11 protein-coding genes are annotated in these 17,728 nt (G+C 64.8%); 6 read left to right on the top strand and 5 right to left on the bottom strand.

Annotated features, from left to right (window positions below; genetic code table 11):
- Positions 1-6 precede the first annotated feature (6 nt).
- From BMY52_RS02765 to BMY52_RS02750, 4 genes are all read right to left on the bottom strand, one after another.
- Positions 7-1,062, bottom strand: coding sequence for a type IV pilus twitching motility protein PilT (locus BMY52_RS02765; RefSeq protein ID WP_090250647.1), 1,056 nt, complete (start codon positions 1,060-1,062; stop codon positions 7-9).
- Positions 1,063-1,065: 3 nt separating this feature from the next.
- Positions 1,066-2,160 carry a type IV pilus twitching motility protein PilT gene (locus BMY52_RS02760; protein WP_090250645.1) on the bottom strand — a complete coding sequence of 365 codons (1,095 nt, stop codon included), beginning with the start codon at positions 2,158-2,160 and terminating at the stop codon, positions 1,066-1,068.
- Between the two features lie 42 nt (positions 2,161-2,202).
- Positions 2,203-4,635: a HEAT repeat domain-containing protein gene (locus BMY52_RS02755; protein WP_090250642.1), complete on the bottom strand. Its 2,433-nt coding sequence runs from the start codon at positions 4,633-4,635 to the stop codon at positions 2,203-2,205.
- 87 nt (positions 4,636-4,722) lie between these two features.
- The gene (locus BMY52_RS02750) at positions 4,723-5,202 is read right to left on the bottom strand and encodes a hypothetical protein (RefSeq protein ID WP_090250640.1); all 480 of its coding nucleotides are present in this window, start codon (positions 5,200-5,202) and stop codon (positions 4,723-4,725) included.
- A gap of 188 nt (positions 5,203-5,390) precedes the next feature.
- On the opposite strand from BMY52_RS02750, the gene BMY52_RS02745 reads away from it, so the two are divergent.
- The 3 genes from BMY52_RS02745 (at position 5,391) to BMY52_RS02735 (ending at position 9,283) form a co-directional block, all read left to right on the top strand.
- Positions 5,391-6,428: a Fe(3+) ABC transporter substrate-binding protein gene (locus tag BMY52_RS02745; protein ID WP_090250637.1), complete on the top strand. Its 1,038-nt coding sequence runs from the start codon at positions 5,391-5,393 to the stop codon at positions 6,426-6,428.
- 136 nt (positions 6,429-6,564) lie between these two features.
- Positions 6,565-8,256 carry an ABC transporter permease gene (locus tag BMY52_RS02740; protein ID WP_090250634.1) on the top strand — a complete coding sequence of 564 codons (1,692 nt, stop codon included), beginning with the start codon at positions 6,565-6,567 and terminating at the stop codon, positions 8,254-8,256.
- Positions 8,240-9,283, top strand: a complete 1,044-nt coding sequence (locus BMY52_RS02735) for an ABC transporter ATP-binding protein (protein ID WP_090250632.1) — start codon at positions 8,240-8,242, stop codon at positions 9,281-9,283. The genes BMY52_RS02740 and BMY52_RS02735 overlap by 17 nt, the downstream gene beginning before the upstream one ends.
- Here BMY52_RS02735 and BMY52_RS02730 read toward each other — a convergent pair.
- Positions 9,267-11,345 carry a contractile injection system protein, VgrG/Pvc8 family gene (locus BMY52_RS02730; protein ID WP_177169819.1) on the bottom strand — a complete coding sequence of 693 codons (2,079 nt, stop codon included), beginning with the start codon at positions 11,343-11,345 and terminating at the stop codon, positions 9,267-9,269. The two genes, BMY52_RS02735 and BMY52_RS02730, sit on opposite strands and share 17 nt — an antisense overlap.
- A gap of 517 nt (positions 11,346-11,862) precedes the next feature.
- On the opposite strand from BMY52_RS02730, the gene BMY52_RS02725 reads away from it, so the two are divergent.
- The 3 genes from BMY52_RS02725 (at position 11,863) to BMY52_RS15830 (ending at position 17,712) form a co-directional block, all read left to right on the top strand.
- Complete coding sequence (locus BMY52_RS02725) at positions 11,863-12,255, top strand: magnesium and cobalt transport protein CorA (protein WP_090250627.1); 393 nt, start codon at positions 11,863-11,865, stop codon at positions 12,253-12,255.
- 187 nt (positions 12,256-12,442) lie between these two features.
- A complete protein-coding gene (locus tag BMY52_RS02720) occupies positions 12,443-14,215 on the top strand; it encodes an autotransporter assembly complex protein TamA (RefSeq protein ID WP_090250624.1) in 1,773 nt (590 codons plus the stop codon).
- Positions 14,212-17,712 (top strand): translocation/assembly module TamB domain-containing protein, encoded by a 3,501-nt coding sequence (locus tag BMY52_RS15830; protein ID WP_090250621.1) that lies wholly within the window; start codon positions 14,212-14,214, stop codon positions 17,710-17,712. Before BMY52_RS02720 ends, BMY52_RS15830 begins: the two co-directional genes overlap by 4 nt.
- Positions 17,713-17,728: the final 16 nt, after the last annotated feature.

Raw genomic sequence — 17,728 nt, 5'->3', positions numbered from 1 at the left:
GGGGGTTCAAGGCGGGCCACCGCCAAATTCAGACTTGTTGACCGCGTGATGCCGGGCCTCCTCGGGGGTGGCCTGGCCTGCGTCCACCAATCGCCGCAAGGCGGCATCCATGGTCTGCATGCCCACCAAGGCGCCGGATTGCATGGTGCCGGGCAGCTGGTCCGTCTTGCCCTCGCGCACCAGATTGGCCACAGCGGGGGTGTTCACCAGGATCTCCACCGCCGCGACCCGACCGCTCCCATCGGCCCGCCGCACCAATTGCTGGGACACCACCCCGCGCAGGGAGGTGGAGAGCATGGTGCGGATCTGGGCCTGCTTCATGGCTGGAAAGGCATTGATGATCCGATCCACCGTGGCTGCGGCCCCGTTGGTATGCAGCGTACCCAGTACCAGGATACCCGTCTCGGCCGCGGTCACCGCCAGGGAGATGGTCTCCAGGTCGCGCATTTCCCCCACCAGGATGGCGTCGGGATCCTCGCGCAGCGCCGAGCGCAGGGCGGCAGCGAAACTGGGGGTGTGCAAACCCAGTTGACGCTGGCTGATCAGGCAGCGCTTGCGTTCGTGGATGAACTCGATGGGGTCCTCGATGGTGATGATATGACCACGACGGCGCTCGTTGATGTCGTTCACCAGGGCCGCCAGGGTGGTCGATTTGCCCGATCCCGTCTTGCCCGTCACCAGGATCAAACCATGGCGCTGCATCCCCAGGCTGGCGATCACCGGGGGCATGTTCAACTCACCCAACGACAGGGCACGGGCGGGAATGGCACGAAAGACCACCGCCAGGCCGTTGAGATGCCGGGAGAGGTTCACACGAAAACGCGCCAGATCCGGGATGGCATAGGCGAAATCGGCCCCATCCTCCCGCTCGAAGGTCTGGCGTGCCGCATTGGGCAGGATCTCCGCGGTGAGATCATTCACCGTCTGGGAGGTGAGGGCCTCATCGGAGAGATTCTCCAACTCGCCGTTGATGCGCAAGCGCGGCGGGTCACCACCGATCAGATGCAGATCCGAGCCGCCCCGCGCAATCAATTCCCGCAGAAAACCGTCTACCTGGTGCATCAATCATCCCCCCGCCAGATTGATCCGGGGCAACAGGCTGGAATCGGTGACAAACCGCTGAAAGGCCTGCTTATCGGTGGCGTACTGATAGGCATCGTCCGGGTCCACTTCATTGCGCTGTATGGCCTCCAGCAGGGCCTGATCCAGGAGTTGCATGCCCTGGTCACGACCTGTCTGCATCTGGGAAGGGATCTGGTGCACCTTGTCGGACATGATCATGCGGGCAATGGCCCGGTTCATCACCAGGCACTCGACAATGGCCCGGCGGCCTCGCCCATCGGCGGACTTGACCAGATTCTGGGTGACCACCCCATGCAGGTTCTGGGAGAGAAAGGTCTTGCCCTGCTCGCGCTGCTCCAGTGGCAGGGCATCCAGGATACGGTCGATGGTCTTCACCGCCGAGGTGGTGTGCAGGGTGCCCAGGACCAGGTGACCCGTCTCGGCGGCCACCATGGACATGATGATGGAATCCACATCCCTGAGCTCCCCTACCAGGATCACATCCGGATCCTGGCGCAGGGCGGCCCGCAGACCCTTGGCAAAGCTGGGCACGTGGGTGCCCACCTCCCGCTGGATCACCTGGGCCCGCTTGCAGCGGTGCACGAACTCCACCGGATCCTCCAGGCTGATGATATTCACTGAACGACGGGTATTGATGTGATCAATGATGGCCGCCAGCGTGGTGGATTTGCCGGTGCCGGTGGAGCCGGTCACCAGCACCATGCCCTGATGATGATCCACCATCCGGGTCACCACCGGCGGTAGTCCCAGGCTGTCCAGCGCTGGCGCCTGGGCAGGGATGTACCGGAAGGTGGCGCCCACCCCGGTGGCCTTGCGGAAGAGATTGGCCCGGAACCGGCCCACATCGTCATTCACATAGGAAAAATCCAGATCATCCCCGCCTCGAAACCGATCCTTCTGCGCCGGGGTGAGGATCTCCATCACGTAGGCCTCCAACTCCCGATCGCCCAGGTCGCGAAACCGGATGGGCATCAACTCGCCATTCATGCGCAGCATGGGGGGCACCCCCACCGCCAGGTGCAGATCGGAGCACCCCTGTTCCCTGGCCAGTTTGAGAAAGGCGTCGATTCTGGGCATGGCAAGGTCTCGTTCAGGCAGCCAATCCAGCCGTGCAGGCCATCAGGCCCACCGCTCTTGCTGGAACTCTAACAGCGTCTTGCGCACATCCCGCATGGTGGGATAGCGATCCTCCGGGTTCACCGCCATCATGGTCATCACGATGGCGCTGAGCTCGCGGTCAATCCCAGGGCTGATCTCATGGGGCGGCGTCGCCTGCCCCTGCACGTGCTGATACATGATGGCCATCTGGTCTTCACCGCTATAAGGCACCTGCCCAGTGATCATCTCGTACAACATCACCCCGAGTGCATAGATGTCGGCACTGTGGGTGATCTTGCGGCCCGTCACCTGCTCCGGGGCCATGTACTTGGGAGTGCCGATGAGGATGCCGGTACGGGTCAGGCGGGTGTCCGCCGAACCGGTCACCGAGGCGATGCCGAAGTCCACGATCTTGAGTTGTTCCCGGTTGTTGATCAGCACATTGCCCGGCTTGAGATCCCGGTGGATGACACCCACCTGGTGAGCGGCACCGATGCCGGCGGCAATGCAGGCGGCAAAGCCCACCGCCCTGTCCTGAGGCATGGGACGCTCCTGCTTGAGGACGACGCCCAGGGTGGAAGACGGGAAATACTCCATGGAGATGGCCAGCACCCCCTGCACCGTCAGGAAGTCGTAGATGCGGATCACGTTCTCGTGAGTGATCTTGCGCGACAGACGCAGCTCCTGAACGAAGCGCTTGATCATCTCCTCGTCGGCAGCCAACTGCGGGTTCATCACCTTGAGGATGATGGTCTCGGAGATCATCACATCCTCCATGAGCAGTACGGTGCCAAAGGCGCCTTTGCCCACACGACGGATGAAACGGTAGCGTTCCCCCAGTGTCTCGCCGGGTTTGAGGGCCTCCAGGTCCAGGCCCGCGCCGTGAAAGCTCAGGCGACGGGTACCCGCGGCAGTCTCATCCGCGCCGGTCCGTGTGACGGCGATCTGCCCGGTATCACTATCCAGCATGGAGGTGGCTTCGGGCAGGGCTTGACCCGAGACGCCTTGCCCGAGCGAAGACACGGCAAACCTGGCCTCCAGCCGGGCACTGGCATCCCGCGCCATATCCTGCAGTTCGCTATCGCCGGCAGCGGACACACGGCGAACGGCCGTCAGAATATCGCCGGCAGTTCGGGCATCGGCCAGGTCCACCAGGGCATTCATCGCCTCCAGACACACGGCGCGATCACCATCGGCCAGGCGCTGTATCAGGGGTTCCACTGCACGGTCATCCTGCAGGCGGGCCAGGGCGCGCACCACCACCGGAGCGGCATCGGCATCCCGGTCCAGCATCTTCAGCAGGGCCGGCACCGCAGCGGTATTGCCAATGCTGCCCAGGGCATCCACAGCGCGCTCGCGCACCCACCAGTCCGAGTCCTCCAGGGCATCAATCAGGTAGGTCAACGCCGTCTCGTCACGGGTGGAGTTGAGGATCTCCACCGCCGAGCGGCGCACGAACTCGTCTTCATCACGAATCAGTTCCACCACCGCCCGTACCACCCGGGGCCCGCCAATCTGTGCCAGCGCGTCGGCGGAACGGGCTCGCACCCACCAGTCCTCGTCCTTGATGGACACCAGCAACTCCTTGATGTTGCTGGCATTGCCCACCCCATTGAGCACCTCCACAGCGGCCCGGCGCACATACTCCGACTCATCCTGCAGCACCGGCAACAGAGGGCGCATGATATGCGGGTCATCGAGCTTGATGATGGCGTCGATGGCCTTTTGCTGCACGTTGATGTCCGGGTCATGCAGCAAGGCGCACAGGGAGGCGGCGTCCATATCCACCGCGCCCAGTGCCATCAGGGCCTCCAGTGCGGCGCCACGCACCCCCCTGTCCTCGTCACTGAGTCGCTCCTGCAGGATGGCACGCACGGCGGGGGTATCAAAGCGACGCAGCACCCTCACCACCATGCGCCGGATCACCGGATCCTTCCCCGAGGCGCGGCTCATCAGATCCGGTAGCACCACCTCGTCGGCCACCTCGTCAACCACCCGGAACAGGGCATTGCGATCCAGCGGTGGCAGTTCATAGGCCTCGCGCAACAGCAGGCTGGCGTTGAGTCGAGCCCGATGGGCGTGCAACACTCGCACCAGGGCCGACTTGGACACATGGGGATCACGAAAGGCCCGCGCCAGAGGGTTGGGGTCGAATCCCCGGGCCTCCTCAAGGATCTGAGTCACTCGGTCCACCTGGGTCGGGTTGGTGTCAGACAGCGCCTGCAGAAAAACCGGTAGCGTCTTGTCGCACACCAGGCATCGCAGCAGCTCCATGGTGCGGGACAGGCCCTCACCCGAGGCATCTCCCAGCCCGTGCAGCAGACGACGTACACCGGCATCCCCCAGGGACCTCAGTTTCTCAAGACGCTTTTGGGCCTGCGCTTCACCCAGATCCCCGGCATCCAGCAGACGCTGGATCTGACGGTCGGCTCGAAAATCGCTGAACACACTCACGACGGATCGCCCTCATCGGGACATCCTGCGGTCGAGGGCGCACCGGCACGAGCCCCGTTCCGGAGATGCCGCGGAACGCGGCCACGATCAATCCCGGGGGGCATCATCATCGGGCGAGACACGCACGATGTAGGCCTTGTTCACCAGCGTGACCTCCGTATCCGACAGGAACAGGCGCACAAAGCGCTGATCATGGATATTGATGTAATCGTAGAGACGGGCATTCTGCGGGTCCAGCAACTCCCGGATGGTCCCCACCAGATTGGAGCCGTCCATGAGATGCAGTCGGGCTCCCAGGCAGACCGCGTTGTCCTCGGATCCGGGTGCATCCACCGCGTGCTCCAGTCGCACCACCGAATGCTTGTTGTAGAATCGCGTTTCGTCTTCGCCGCACTGAATCACGAAGAAGGGCTCGGGCCCGTTGAGGATCTCCGCTGGCGACTCTTCCCCCAGGTAGCGAGCGCTTTGCAGATGAACGAACAGGGACCCCAGAACCAGACCATCAGGATGCACCCAGGCCTTGACCGGTTTGAGCTTCTTGGGAATCTTCAGTGCTTCTTTATCCACGGGTGCCCCCTATGGAGAATCTCTAGGCCAACGACAGGTGACTTCACAGTATGCCGCAAACATCCGGCGCTGACTAAGGTCGGCAAACAGATCCTGTTGACATGGACGCAAAACAAAATGACAATCGTTCTTGTTTATCCCGGTATCCGCCGGGCATTGAACCTTCACGATAGGGAGTGACTCCTTCCATGATCCAACGCCCCATCACCGCACTGGCGAGCCTCACCGTCGCCGCCGTGACCGCCCTTACCCTGCCCCTGCCCCTTTTTGCCAACGATGAAGTGAACGTCTACTCGGCCCGGCAGGAAGCGCTGATCAAACCCCTGATGGATGAGTTCACCGAGGAGACCGGCATTCGCGTCAACATCGTCAGTGCCCGGGCCGATACTCTGCTGCAGCGTTTGCGCAGCGAAGGCCGGAACACCCCCGCTGATGTCCTGATCACCGTGGACGCTGGCAATCTGCACAACGCCAAGGAGGCCGGTGTACTGCGCCCGGTTGACTCCGAAGTGCTCAAGGAGGCCATCCCGGAAAGTCTGCGGGATCCAGAGGGTTACTGGTACGGGCTGTCCATGCGCGCGCGCCCCATCATGTATGTCACGGGCGAGGTGGATCCGGAACAACTGTCCACCTACGAGGCCCTGGCGGACGAGCAATGGCAACAGCGCATCTGCATCCGTTCCTCCAGCAACGTGTACAACCAGTCCCTGGTGGCCTCCATGATCATCGCCAACGGTGAGGAGGAAACGGAAGAGTGGGCGCGTGGGCTCGTGGCCAACATGGCTCAACCGCCCCGGGGCGGCGACCGTGATCAAATCCGTGCCGCCGTGGCCGGTGTCTGCGACATCGCCATCGCCAACACCTATTATCTGGGGCAGATGCTCAACTCCGACGACGACACCGAGCGAGCCACTGCGGAGGCCATCAGCGTGTTCTGGCCCAATCAGGAAGGTCGGGGGGCCCATGTCAACGTCAGTGGTGCCGGCCTGATCACCCATACTGAGAATGTCGATAACGCCGTGAAGCTCCTGGAATTCATGGCCAGCGACCGGGCACAGCAGTGGTATGCCGAGGCCAACCAGGAGTACCCCGTGAAGCCAGGTGTTGAATGGAGCGACACCCTGTCCGAGCTGGGTGACTTCAAACCCGACGCCGTCAACCTGGGCCAACTGGGTGAATACAATGCCGAGGCCGTGCGCCTGATGGACCGGGCGAACTGGCGGTAAGTGTCTTGGTGAGACCTTCCCCCAGCCCCTCTCCCCGATGGGGAGAGGGGCTGACAGGCTGTCTTCCGGGCTGCGACGCGTTACTATGTCAGGCTTTGAGCGTCCTCATGCCCATGAACCATTACCCAAGCACTTCATGAGATCGGCCCTGGCTACCCTGGGGGGCACGCTGCCGCGTCCCCGCTGGCGCAGACCGGAAGGCTGGACCATCGTCACGCTGCTGATCGCGGGCGTGTTGTCATTGCCTATCCTGGTCATCTTTGCCCATGTCTTCGTGCCCGCCTCGGAAGTGTGGCTGCACCTGCGCCAGACCGTGCTGCAGGATTACGTGGTCAACTCGCTGATCCTGATGCTGGGCGTCGGCGTCGGGGTGCTGCTCATCGGCGTCTCCACCGCCTGGCTGGTGAGCATGTGCGACTTCCCGGGCAGGCGCGCCTTTGAATGGGCCCTGCTCCTGCCTCTGGCCATGCCAGGTTACATCATCGCCTATACCTACACGGGCATGCTGGATTTTGCCGGCCCGGTGCAGACACAGATCCGCGATCTCACCGGCTGGGGCTACGGCGATTACTGGTTCCCCGAGATCCGCTCCCTGTCCGGGGCCATCGCCATGCTCACGCTGGTGCTCTATCCCTATGTGTATCTGCTCAGCCGGGCCGCCTTCCTGGAACAGTCCATCTGCGTGCTGGAGGTCTCCCGCACCCTGGGGTCCAGTCCCTGGGCGGGTTTTCGGCGTGTGGCCCTGCCCCTGGCCCGGCCAGCCATCATCACCGGCCTCAGCCTGGCCCTGATGGAAACCCTGGCCGACTACGGTACGGTGCAGTATTTCGGCATCCCCACCTTCACCACCGGCATCTTCCGCACCTGGTTCGGTATGGCCGATCCGGGGGCCGCGGCACAACTGGCCGCCCTGATGATGACCTTTGTGCTGGTACTGATCGTGCTGGAGCGCTACTCCCGGCGCCGCGCCCGATTCCATCACACCAGTGCCCGCTATTCCCGTCTCCCCCGCTATCGTCTCAAGGGCTGGGCTCGCACCGGCGCCCTCGTCGCCTGCCTGCTGCCCATTGTCCTGGGGTTTGTGGTGCCCTCCAGTCAGCTGACTCAGTGGGCCATGAAGACCACCCACATGTGGCTGCAGCCGCAGTTCCTGGGGCTGGTGTGGAACAGCGTCTCCCTGGCGGCCATCGCCGCGGTGCTGGCGGTGTTCCTGTCCCTGATCATGGCTTATGGCAAACGCCTGGAATCCTCCCGAACCACCAACGCCGCCGTGCGCATCGCCGGCATGGGCTACGCCATCCCGGGCACTGTCATTGCCGTGGGGATCATGCTGCCGTTTGCCTGGGTCGATAACACCATCGACAGTTTCATGCGTGATACCTTCGGCATCTCCACCGGGCTTCTCCTCTCGGGCACCCTGGTAGCCCTGGTGTTTGCCTATTGCGTGCGCTTTCTGGCCGTCTCGCTGAATACGGTCGAGGCGGGTCTGGGCAAGATCAAACCCTCCATGGACGATGCCGCTCGCTCCCTGGGCTCTGCACCCCGCACCGTGCTCTGGCATGTGCACATGCCCATCATGCGTGGCAGCATTCTCACGGCGCTGCTGCTGGTATTCGTGGACATCTTGAAAGAACTGCCCGCCACCCTGATACTGCGCCCCTTCAACTTCAACACCCTGGCGGTGCGCGCCTTCGAGCTGGCCTCGGACGAGCGCCTGGCGGATTCCGCCAGTGCCGCCATGGCCATCGTCCTGGCCGGGATCATCCCCGTGATCCTGATCAGCCGCACCATCAGCCGCTCAAGACCCGGACATGACACGCCTGCTTGAGATCGACCACGTGAGCGTGGGCTACGACGGTACCGACGTCGTCCACGAAGTCACCCTGACCCTGAACACCGGCGTCATCGGCTGCCTGCTGGGCCCCAGTGGCTGCGGCAAGACCACGCTGCTGCGCTCCATTGCCGGGTTTGAGCCCATCAGTGACGGGCGGATCCGGCTCGAGGGCCAGGAGGTCAGCCGCCCTGGGCGCACTCAACCACCGGAACGCCGCCAGGTGGGCATGGTCTTTCAGGATTTCGCCCTGTTCCCGCATCTGACCGTGGCGGAAAACATCGCCTTTGGCATCCGCGGCCAGTCCGCCAGGCAGCGCCGCCGACGGGTCACGGAACTGCTCAGCCTGATCTCCATGGACGGCTATGGGGAAGCCTATCCCCATGCCCTCTCCGGGGGCCAGCAACAGCGCATCGCCGTGGCCCGGGCCATGGCCCCGCGCCCCCGGGTACTGCTCCTGGACGAACCCTTCTCCAACATGGACGTGGAACTGCGCGAAGGCCTGGCACGGGAGGTGCGGGCCATCCTCAAGCAGGAGGAGATCACCGCCATGCTGGTCACCCATGACCAGAACGAGGCCTTCGCCTTTGCCGACCGCATTGCCGTGATCCACGCCGGGCGGGTATTGCAGTGGGACACCGCGTACAACCTCTATCACAGGCCCCGGGATCGTTTCGTGGCCGACTTCATCGGCCAGGGCCGCATGCTGCCCGGCCAGGTGCTCAGCGAGCATGAGGTGGAAACGGAACTGGGCACCATCACCGGCAGCGTACCCCAGAACTGCAGTCCGGGTGCCCCGGTGGATGTGCTGGTGCGGCCCGATGACATCCTGCCCGATGATGACAGCGAGATCTTCGGCGAGGTCATGGACAAGGCCTTTCGTGGTGCCAGCTTCCTCTATAACCTGCAACTGGGCAGCGGCACCCGGGTGCTGTGTCTGACACCCTCCCATTACAACTTCGCCCTGGGAGAGCGCATCCCGCTCAAACTGGGCTTCAACCACCTGGTCATCTTCCCCCGTTGAGGTGATGCTCCACCCGACCCCGCAGATTCACGGCGGGGGCTGCCAGATGGATGGCCCGGCCATGAAGGATCACCACACCACGCGCCGGCAGCAGGGTGATCCCCGCTTCGGGCGTGCCGATGACAATAGGACGCCCACCCCGGGACTGGATATGAAGATCCTGGTCCGCCCACCAGTCAAGATCCCCTTCCACCCGCCATTGGCCCTCTCCCGCCATCACCTCAAGGCCCAAGCCGGCGCCGGCGGAGAGGGTCAACCGCCGGGTCGCCATGGCTCGCAGATCCGCCTCGGCGTCCATGATCACGTGATGACGGACACGCGCCCGCCAGTCGCCCGCGGCCCGATGGATACACTGCCCGGATGCCTGAAGCGAGGCTTCGCCTGCCACACGCTCATGCCGATTCCCCCCTGCCCATGAATCCAGGTGGGCGCCGCACCGTATGTGCAAACAACCACCGGTGGTGGCAATGAGCGCGCCCTGGCGACAGATCAGGGACAAGGCGGCGGCATCCATGCGGGCATCCAGGGCCAGCAGGTGCTGCTCGTCACGGGTGAACAGCTTCAGCAGTGCGCGCCCCTCCCGATCATCCATCAGCAGGGTGTGACCGCCAGCACTGCGGTAGAGATGCCGACGGTCATCCCGGGCATCGACCGGATTGGCGTGGGCCCCATCGAAACCGGCCCCGGCAATCACCGCAAAACCATCCGGATCCCCGCCCAGGATCATCAGGCTCACGGGTTGCCCCGGCTGCAACGGGGTGTGCCAGCCACTGGCCCGCCCGTCCTGCCCCGGTGGGGCGGCATAGGGGGTCAGACGCGGCCAGTGTGGCTCCGCCTCGGGCGCCATCAGGCCCACATCCATGAACAGGCCACGGGCCCGCTGACACCCGGCGTCATCCATGTGGGGATCGGAAAGACCCTGAATCCGGGCCTGCAGCATATCCGGCACCGGCCCCCCGTACCGACGCGGCTCCGCGGGCTGGTAGGGGATGTCCCCGGGGCACAACCGCACACGATTGCGGTATCCCCAGCCACCCGACTCATCCGCCTGCGCTCCGTGCAGAATGGATTCCACACGCCACACCCCTCGCGGGACCGCGGGGTGACCCGGGGCCGCTATCTGGATCCGGTCTCCGGGATGCAGATCCTGCACGGTGGTCTCCAGCAACAAGCCATGGGCTCGACAGGCCTCACGCTGAGCCAGAATCCAGGCCCGCCATTCCAGGCTTCGGCTATCATGCAACCCCCAACCGGGATGGTCTTGCACGCCTTCGCCATGACCGCTGTCCGCGGTGGCCACACAGGGCCTTCCGTCGGCCAGCCGCCCCTGAACACGGATCTGCCGGCAGACCGCGCGATGATGTCCCCGGGCGCTGAGCACGCCCGCGGGTCGATCCCCCCACCCCCCAGGCGATCCCAGCCAGTTCAGCACCCGGTGCCCGGGCATGCCCGCGCCATCTTCCAGTCGCAATGTTTCCATGCCCTCGGCCACGGTCAACCGGGTATGGATCCCGGCACGAGCCAGCACCCGGAACAGCAGATCGGCGTCGCGCTCATCCGCTTGCAGGATGGCTCCACGGCGGGGGTGATCCCGGGTAAGGTGCCGGGCATCCACCGCCAGCCCCAGCGGATCCAGCAATTCCCGGGTGAGCCCCACGGCATCCAGACCAATGAACAGGCGCGTGTCCCGATGCAGGGTCAACCCCGCCAGCCGGCTACGCAGGGTAAGGCGCCAGCGCCGCCCCACATCCTCAGCCTTGCAACTCGGGCGACAGGCGGTCAGAACGCCCAGCCATTCACGCGCGGGGCTCAAACAGGAGGAGAGCGTCAAACGGGCCGGGGCCCCCAGGCATGCCAGACACTCCGGCCCGGCGTGGACCACGTCCACCTCCATGCGGGTGATCCGGGAGAGACCCTCACGCAGTCGCAGGGCGACAACGGGCAGCTCGAGATCACCGAGGGTGAGGCTCAGGGCAACCCCGGCTGAAAGGGAGTGAGGAGGCTGTTTCACAGGCACATCCATGGGCATCGAAGCACTTCCCTGATCCGTGGGAGAAGGCATGAACATATCACCCCCGGGCATGGCTTTGAAGGGCAGACCAGTGGCATGAAAAAAGGCCTGAAAAGCTCTTCAAAAATACCTCCCGAAGCGTTATGGTGGCGCCCGTTCCCGGGGGGGATGCGAATGGCGGCCCATTGGCGCCTCACTTGCCTCCCCATGCAGGCGACAAGCCCTGACCGGGGGCCTTTGTGAGGCAATAGAGGATCCACCTCTCGTATGGACAGTTGCAGTACAAACGGCACACGCGCGGCGGCCCTTCCGGCCTGTCCCAGGATGATGTGCAGCGTCCATCGGGACGAGCGCCCCGCAACGGTCATCTGACCTTCCCGGGCTCTCCCCCTGGCGCCGCCCTCCGGAACGCACGGGAGAACCCGACCCCGACTTCACCACCCATGCCCGGTTTCCCCGGTGCCGTGGGAGAGGTGTATTGATATCGGGATCATCTCTCCACGGCCCCGCCTGTTGCCACACCCGCCACACCGCGCAGCACGCCCCCCGGCAAGAAGGAAACAATGAGATGACCGAGATGATGACCAAGGCCAACGACCGCTTCGAAGCCAACCACTACCAGGCCATTCACTGGATTGACGAGCGTCAGGACCCGGCACTGCAGACCGTGGACCGGGCTGTCAGGCAAGGGCATTACCAGACGGCCCGCACGCGGTTCCTGAAGCTGGCCGAGTCATCCCAGATCGGTGTTCTTCAGCACATCCCCCAGCAGGATGCGGTGCGTCTGGCCGGGGGGCTGCCCACCTATACCGTCGCCCGCCTTTTCGAGCACCTGCCCCGCCCACTGGGCCGCGCCATCGTGCAGTCCCTGCCGGAGGGCAAGCGGGAGGGCGTGGTGGTCATCCTCAACCATCGCCGTCAGACCCCCCGCAGCCTGCGGGGCCGACCGCTTCAGGGTTGATCAGGCCCACACCCCGCGGGGCCAGTGTGGCAGATGCCGATGGGTACGGTGCGCCGCCCGCGGGGCTTGAGCAGACTCAAGGCCTATGGGTTATCCTTGGCATCACCCCCAAGGACCCGGTCCCGCTCACTCCCGTGAACCAGGCGACCCATCCGGTGTCCGACGGCAAAGGATCATTCATCGGCCCATGACACCAGCCCACCCCCCACCATCGCTCACCTGCACCTCCCCTCCCCACATCCGATGGGTGGTGTATGGGGTGGGCGTCCTGTTGCTCATCGCCACGTCGACTGCCTGGGGCAACCCTCAGGCGGAGATCTCCGGTGGCAACAGCGAGATCCAGGACAATGTGCGTGCCCATCTGGGCCTTTCCTCGGCGCGCTGCGACCTGCCCGCCTGGCGTGAGCGCCCCCTGGTGAGGGCAGCCCGCGAAGACACCCGCAAGGCCCTTCGGGCCCTGGGCTACTACAGTCCGGAGATCGAGGTTGATCTTCAGCGCCTCGACGAGTGCTGGCAACTGAACGTACGGCTGGATCCGGGGCCGCCCGTGCGCATCCGTACCATTGACGTCACCTTGAGTGGGGGCGCCACCGAGGATTCAGCCTTCCAGGCATACCTGCGCGATCTCCCCCTGCGCGAAGGCCAGCGCCTTCGCCACAACCAATATGAACAAATCAAGAGCGGCCTGAACCGGCTGGCATCCTCCCGTGGCTATTTCGATGCCCGCTTCACCACCACCCAGATCCGCGTTCAACTCAGCGAGCAGGCCGCCGATATCGTGGTGCACATGGACAGTGGCCCGCGTTACCGCTTCGGACCGGTCACCCTGAACCAGGACATCCTTCATGATGAACTGGGTCAGAAATTCGTTCCCTTTGAGCAAGGACAGACCTTCGAGAGCCAACGCCTGATCCAGTTGCAGCAGGCCCTCATCGACAGCGGCTACTTCGCCAACGTGCGCGTGGACACCCAACCGGAGGAAGCCCAGGATCTGGAAGTGCCCATCACCGCCACCCTGGATGCCCGCAACCAGTGGTCCTATCTGGCCGGCGTGGGCCTGAGCACGGATATCGGCCCCCGATTGCGCCTGGGCCTGGAAAACCACCGTGCCAATCGCTCGGGGCATCGCTACAGCGCGGACCTGGAACTGGCACCGGTGCGCTCCAGCATCGGCCTCAACTATCAGATCCCCCTGGGCGATCCGGCCCGGGAACGGGTGGATCTCACCACCGGGTTCCAGACCGAAAGCACCGACAACGCCGATGGCGACCTGTTCACTCTGGGCATCGCCCACATCCGGCAGAAGCCCTCGGGCTGGACCCACACCCGCTTCCTCCGCTACGAACACGAGGATTATGAGATCTCTGATACCCGGGGCACCTCACGTCTGCTGACCCCCGGGCTGGAGTGGTCCCGTATCCAGTCAGATCACCCCATCTTCCCGCGCCAGGGTTGGCGCCTGAGCGCCAACGTACGTGGTGCCTCCGAGGACCTGCTCTCCACCGTCACCTTCGGCCAGGCCACGGGTCGGGCCAAGCTGATCATCCCCCTGGGCCGGGGTCGGCTGCTCACCCGGGCTGACGCCGGCATCACGGCAGTCGACGAATTCGTGGAGCTGCCCAGTTCCGTGCGCTTCTTCGCCGGTGGCGACAACAGCGTGCGCGGCTATGGCTATCGTGAACTGGGCCCCACCGATAACGACGGCGAGGTGATTGGTGGGCAGCACTTCTTCACCGCCAGCCTGGAGGCCGAGTACCCCATCGTCGGCAAATGGAGTGCCGCTGTCTTCGTGGACGGCGGTAACGCCTTCGACGACCTGGACGACTACAAGGCCAAGTACGGCGTCGGCGCTGGTGTGCGCTGGCGTTCACCCATCGGCCCGATCCGTGTGGATATCGCCCATCCGACCGACGGCGACGACAATTTCCGGCTGCACCTGACCATGGGGATGGACCTGTGATACGCCGCGCCCTGATCAGCCTCGCCGTGGTGCTGTTGCTGCTGGTGGCCCTGGTCACCGGTCTGGTGACCGCCCTGGTGGCCACTGAACCCGGTGCGCGCCTGCTGGTGAAGCAGGGCGTGGGCTTCGTGCCGGGGGAGCTGTACATCGAGCAGGTGAGCGGCACCCTGCTCAGCGGCCTACGGGCCGAAGGGGTCGCGTACACCCACGAGGCCCTCACCGCGTCCCTGGAAAGCCTGGACCTGCGCATGGAGTTGTTACCCCTGACCGGGCTGGCGGTCCACATCAATGCACTGGACGCCCAGGGCCTGGATCTCACCCTCACGCCGGACCCGAATGCCCCGCCCCCCGATCCGGATGAGCCCTTCACCCTGCCCGAGGCCATCCCCATGCCGGTCACGGTGGATCTGATCCAAGGGGTGATTCAGAACATCCGCTTTCGCACCCAGGAGCAGGCGGAACCGATCCTCGTGGATGAGGTGCGCCTGAGCCTGCACCTGGATGCCGAGCGTGCCCTCATCCGTGATCTGAACGTCCAGACGCCCGACGTCCAGGCCAGGGCCTCCGGCCGTGCGGCTCTGGCCCAACCTTACCCCCTTGCCTTGTCGCTGGACTGGCAACTGGATCTGCCCGAGGCCACCCGGGAGCTCTTGCCGAACGAACCCGCCCGCGGGCGACTGGCCCTGGAGGGAGATCTGGACAGCCTGACAATCCATCATCGGTTGCTGGGTCCGTTGTCCCTGGTCAGCGCGGGTCGCATCGATCAACCGATCACCGATCTCAATCTTGACCTGACCCACCAGTGGGAACCCTTCGAGCTGGAACTGGCACCCGAACAGCGCCTGTCCGTGGCCTCGGGCACCCTCACCACGCGAGGTGGTCTGGAGGCTTATGAACTGGGCCTGAGCGCGGCCCTGCAGGTCACCGACCTGCCCGCTGTAAACCTGGCCCTCGCCGCCGATGGGAACCTGGAATCCCTGAATCTGGCTCCCCTGTCCGTGACCAGTCCGGCCGGCAACCTGGAAGTGGCCGGTCGCCTGGGCTGGGTCGATGACCCGGACTGGGCACTACAAGTCCGTGGACGGGACCTGAATCCCGCTGAGTTCATGGCGGACCTGACCGGTCGCCTCAACCTGGATCTGCACACCCAGGGGCGTCTGGATCCGGAACAGGGGGTGGTGGCACAGGTGGACCTGCAGCGTCTGGCGGGGCAACTGCGTGACTATCCTGTGACTGGCCAGGGGCAGGTAGTCATCGACGGCACCACCCTCAACACCCCCGGCTTGAGACTGGGCGTGGGCGACAACCGCCTGAGCACCCGTGGTCGGGTGAGCGATACCCTGGCACTGGACTTTGATCTCAATGCCCCGGACCTGCCAGCCCTTTGGCCGGGCCTGGAAGGTCGGGGCACCGCCAGTGGACAGGTGAGCGGCCCCCTGGAGGCCCCGGTGGTCTCCACCCGGGCAGACATCCGCGACCTGGGCCTGGGGGGGCTCTCCCTGGCTCGACTGGATCTGGACCTGGAGGCCGGGGTGAGCCCCGACAGCCCCCTGCGCCTGGACCTGGAAGCCCGTGGCCTGCAACTGGGCGAGGGCCTGGAGTTGCGCACCCTGAGCCTTCAGGGTCGTGGCACCGCGCAGGCTCATGAGATGACCCTGGACCTGGAGTCCGATCAGGGCCAACTGGGACTCACCCTGGCCGGCGCCCTGGACGAAGGGCCCACCTGGGCGGGCCGACTGACCCGCCTGACCGTGGAGCAGCCCCAGGCCGGCGCCTGGCAGCTGGAAACCGACGTGGGGCTCAATGCCTCCCCCAGCAGCGCGCGTCTGGAAGACCGCCTCTGCCTCGCACAGGACACGGCCCGGTTGTGCCTGAACGGTGACTGGTCCGCTGAGGCAGGCACCACGGCCGACCTGCAACTGAACGATCTCTCCCTGGCGGTGCTAAAACCGTTCCTGCCCCCCAACCTACGGGTGGATGGCTCAGTTGGGGCCACCGCCAGCCTGCGCCTGGACGATCAACTGTGGCTTGAGGCACGGGTGGAGCCCAGTGCCGGCGAGATCCGTCTGCGGGACCTGGACGACGAGGAACACATCATTCCCTACCAGGACGGCCACGTGGATCTGCAAGTGGATGACCGGGACATCACTGCCCGCCTGGCGCTGGGCTTTCTGGAGGGCGGACGCATCAATGGCCGACTGGACGCCCGTCAGCGGGACGACAGCGACCTGAATCTGGACGGTGAGCTCCAGGTGGCCCTGGACGAATTCCGCTGGCTGATACCACTGGTCCCCCAGGTGACTGACCCCGGAGGTCGCCTGCGGGTGGACCTGGCCGTGAACGGCACCACCGCCGACCCTCGCATCGAAGGCCAGCTGAACCTCACCGAGGGCACGGCCTTCATCTCCGAGGCAGGCATTACCGTAGAGGCCCTGAACCTGAACCTGCGCAACGACGGCCTGGAACGTCTGGTTTTCGAAGGGGACATGCGCTCCGGTCCCGGCACCCTGGCGGTGGATGGCGAGGTGCAATTGGGCGATGAGGATGACATGCCCATCATCATCAACATCCGTGGGGACCACTTCCAGGCAGTCCGCCGCCCCGATATCCAGGCCCAGGTCACCCCGGACTTGCGCATCACGATCATTGGCCAGCGGGTCATCGTCACCGGCCAGGTGGAGATCCCCAAAGCACGGGTGGAACTGGTGGAATTGCCGCCCCAGGCCGTCTCCGTCTCCGGGGACGAGTTCATCGTGGACAAGGGAGACGAGGAGCAGGAAGGCATGATGGTGATCGCCCGGGTGCGTGTCATCCTGGGTGACGATGTGCGCATCAGTGGCTACGGCCTGGATGCCCGTCTGACCGGCGACATTGCCGTACAGGACTCACCGGGCATGCCCACGCGCCTGGTCGGCGAGGTGCGTGTGGCCGAAGGCCGCTACAAGGCCTATGGGCAGGACCTCACGGTGGAGCGGGGCATCATCCTGTTCCAGGGTCCACCGGAGAATCCGGGCCTGAACGTGCGTGCCTCCCGGCGCGTGCCTGCCCACGACGTGGTCGTGGGGCTGGAGATCGGTGGCACCCTGGAGGAACCCCGTTCCCGGGTCTTCTCGGAGCCCCCCATGGAAGACAGCGAGGCCCTGGCCTTCCTGGTGACGGGTCGCCCCCTCTCCGGGGCAGGCGAAGGTGACGGCAATGCCATCGTCTCCGCGGTGGCTCTGTACGGGATCGAACAGGGCGGCTTCATCACCGATCGAGTGGGTCAGGAACTGGGTCTGGACGAGTTTACCGTAGACACGGATACCGGACTGGAAGAGTCGGCCCTGATGATGGGCAAATATCTCTCACCGCGCCTGTTCCTGCGCTACAGCGTGGGCCTGTTCGATCGAGTCAACACTGTCATGCTGCGCTACGAGCTCTCCCGCAACCTGAGCCTGGAGACACGCTCAAGCAGCGAGGCCCAGAGCATGGACCTGCTTTATCGGCTAGAGCGTTGAGTCAACCCAACAAAAA

Source organism: Ectothiorhodospira marina (assembly GCF_900109495.1).
Lineage (GTDB): Bacteria > Pseudomonadota > Gammaproteobacteria > Ectothiorhodospirales > Ectothiorhodospiraceae > Ectothiorhodospira > Ectothiorhodospira marina.
Note: the sequence above shows the minus strand (reverse complement) of the source record. Positions and strands in the feature narration are given on the sequence as shown.

Bases quoted from the DNA above. Each gene is read 5' to 3' on its own strand.
- BMY52_RS02765 (WP_090250647.1), bottom strand. From the start codon at position 1,062: ATGCACCAGGTAGACGGTTTTCTGCGGGAATTGATTGCGCGGGGCGGC.
- BMY52_RS02760 (WP_090250645.1), bottom strand. From the start codon at position 2,160: ATGCCCAGAATCGACGCCTTTCTCAAACTGGCCAGGGAACAGGGGTGC.
- BMY52_RS02745 (WP_090250637.1), top strand. From the start codon at position 5,391: ATGATCCAACGCCCCATCACCGCACTGGCGAGCCTCACCGTCGCCGCC.
- BMY52_RS02740 (WP_090250634.1), top strand. From the start codon at position 6,565: ATGAGATCGGCCCTGGCTACCCTGGGGGGCACGCTGCCGCGTCCCCGC.
- BMY52_RS02735 (WP_090250632.1), top strand. From the start codon at position 8,240: ATGACACGCCTGCTTGAGATCGACCACGTGAGCGTGGGCTACGACGGT.
- BMY52_RS02730 (WP_177169819.1), bottom strand. From the start codon at position 11,345: ATGCCTTCTCCCACGGATCAGGGAAGTGCTTCGATGCCCATGGATGTG.
- BMY52_RS02725 (WP_090250627.1), top strand. From the start codon at position 11,863: ATGACCGAGATGATGACCAAGGCCAACGACCGCTTCGAAGCCAACCAC.
- BMY52_RS02720 (WP_090250624.1), top strand. From the start codon at position 12,443: ATGACACCAGCCCACCCCCCACCATCGCTCACCTGCACCTCCCCTCCC.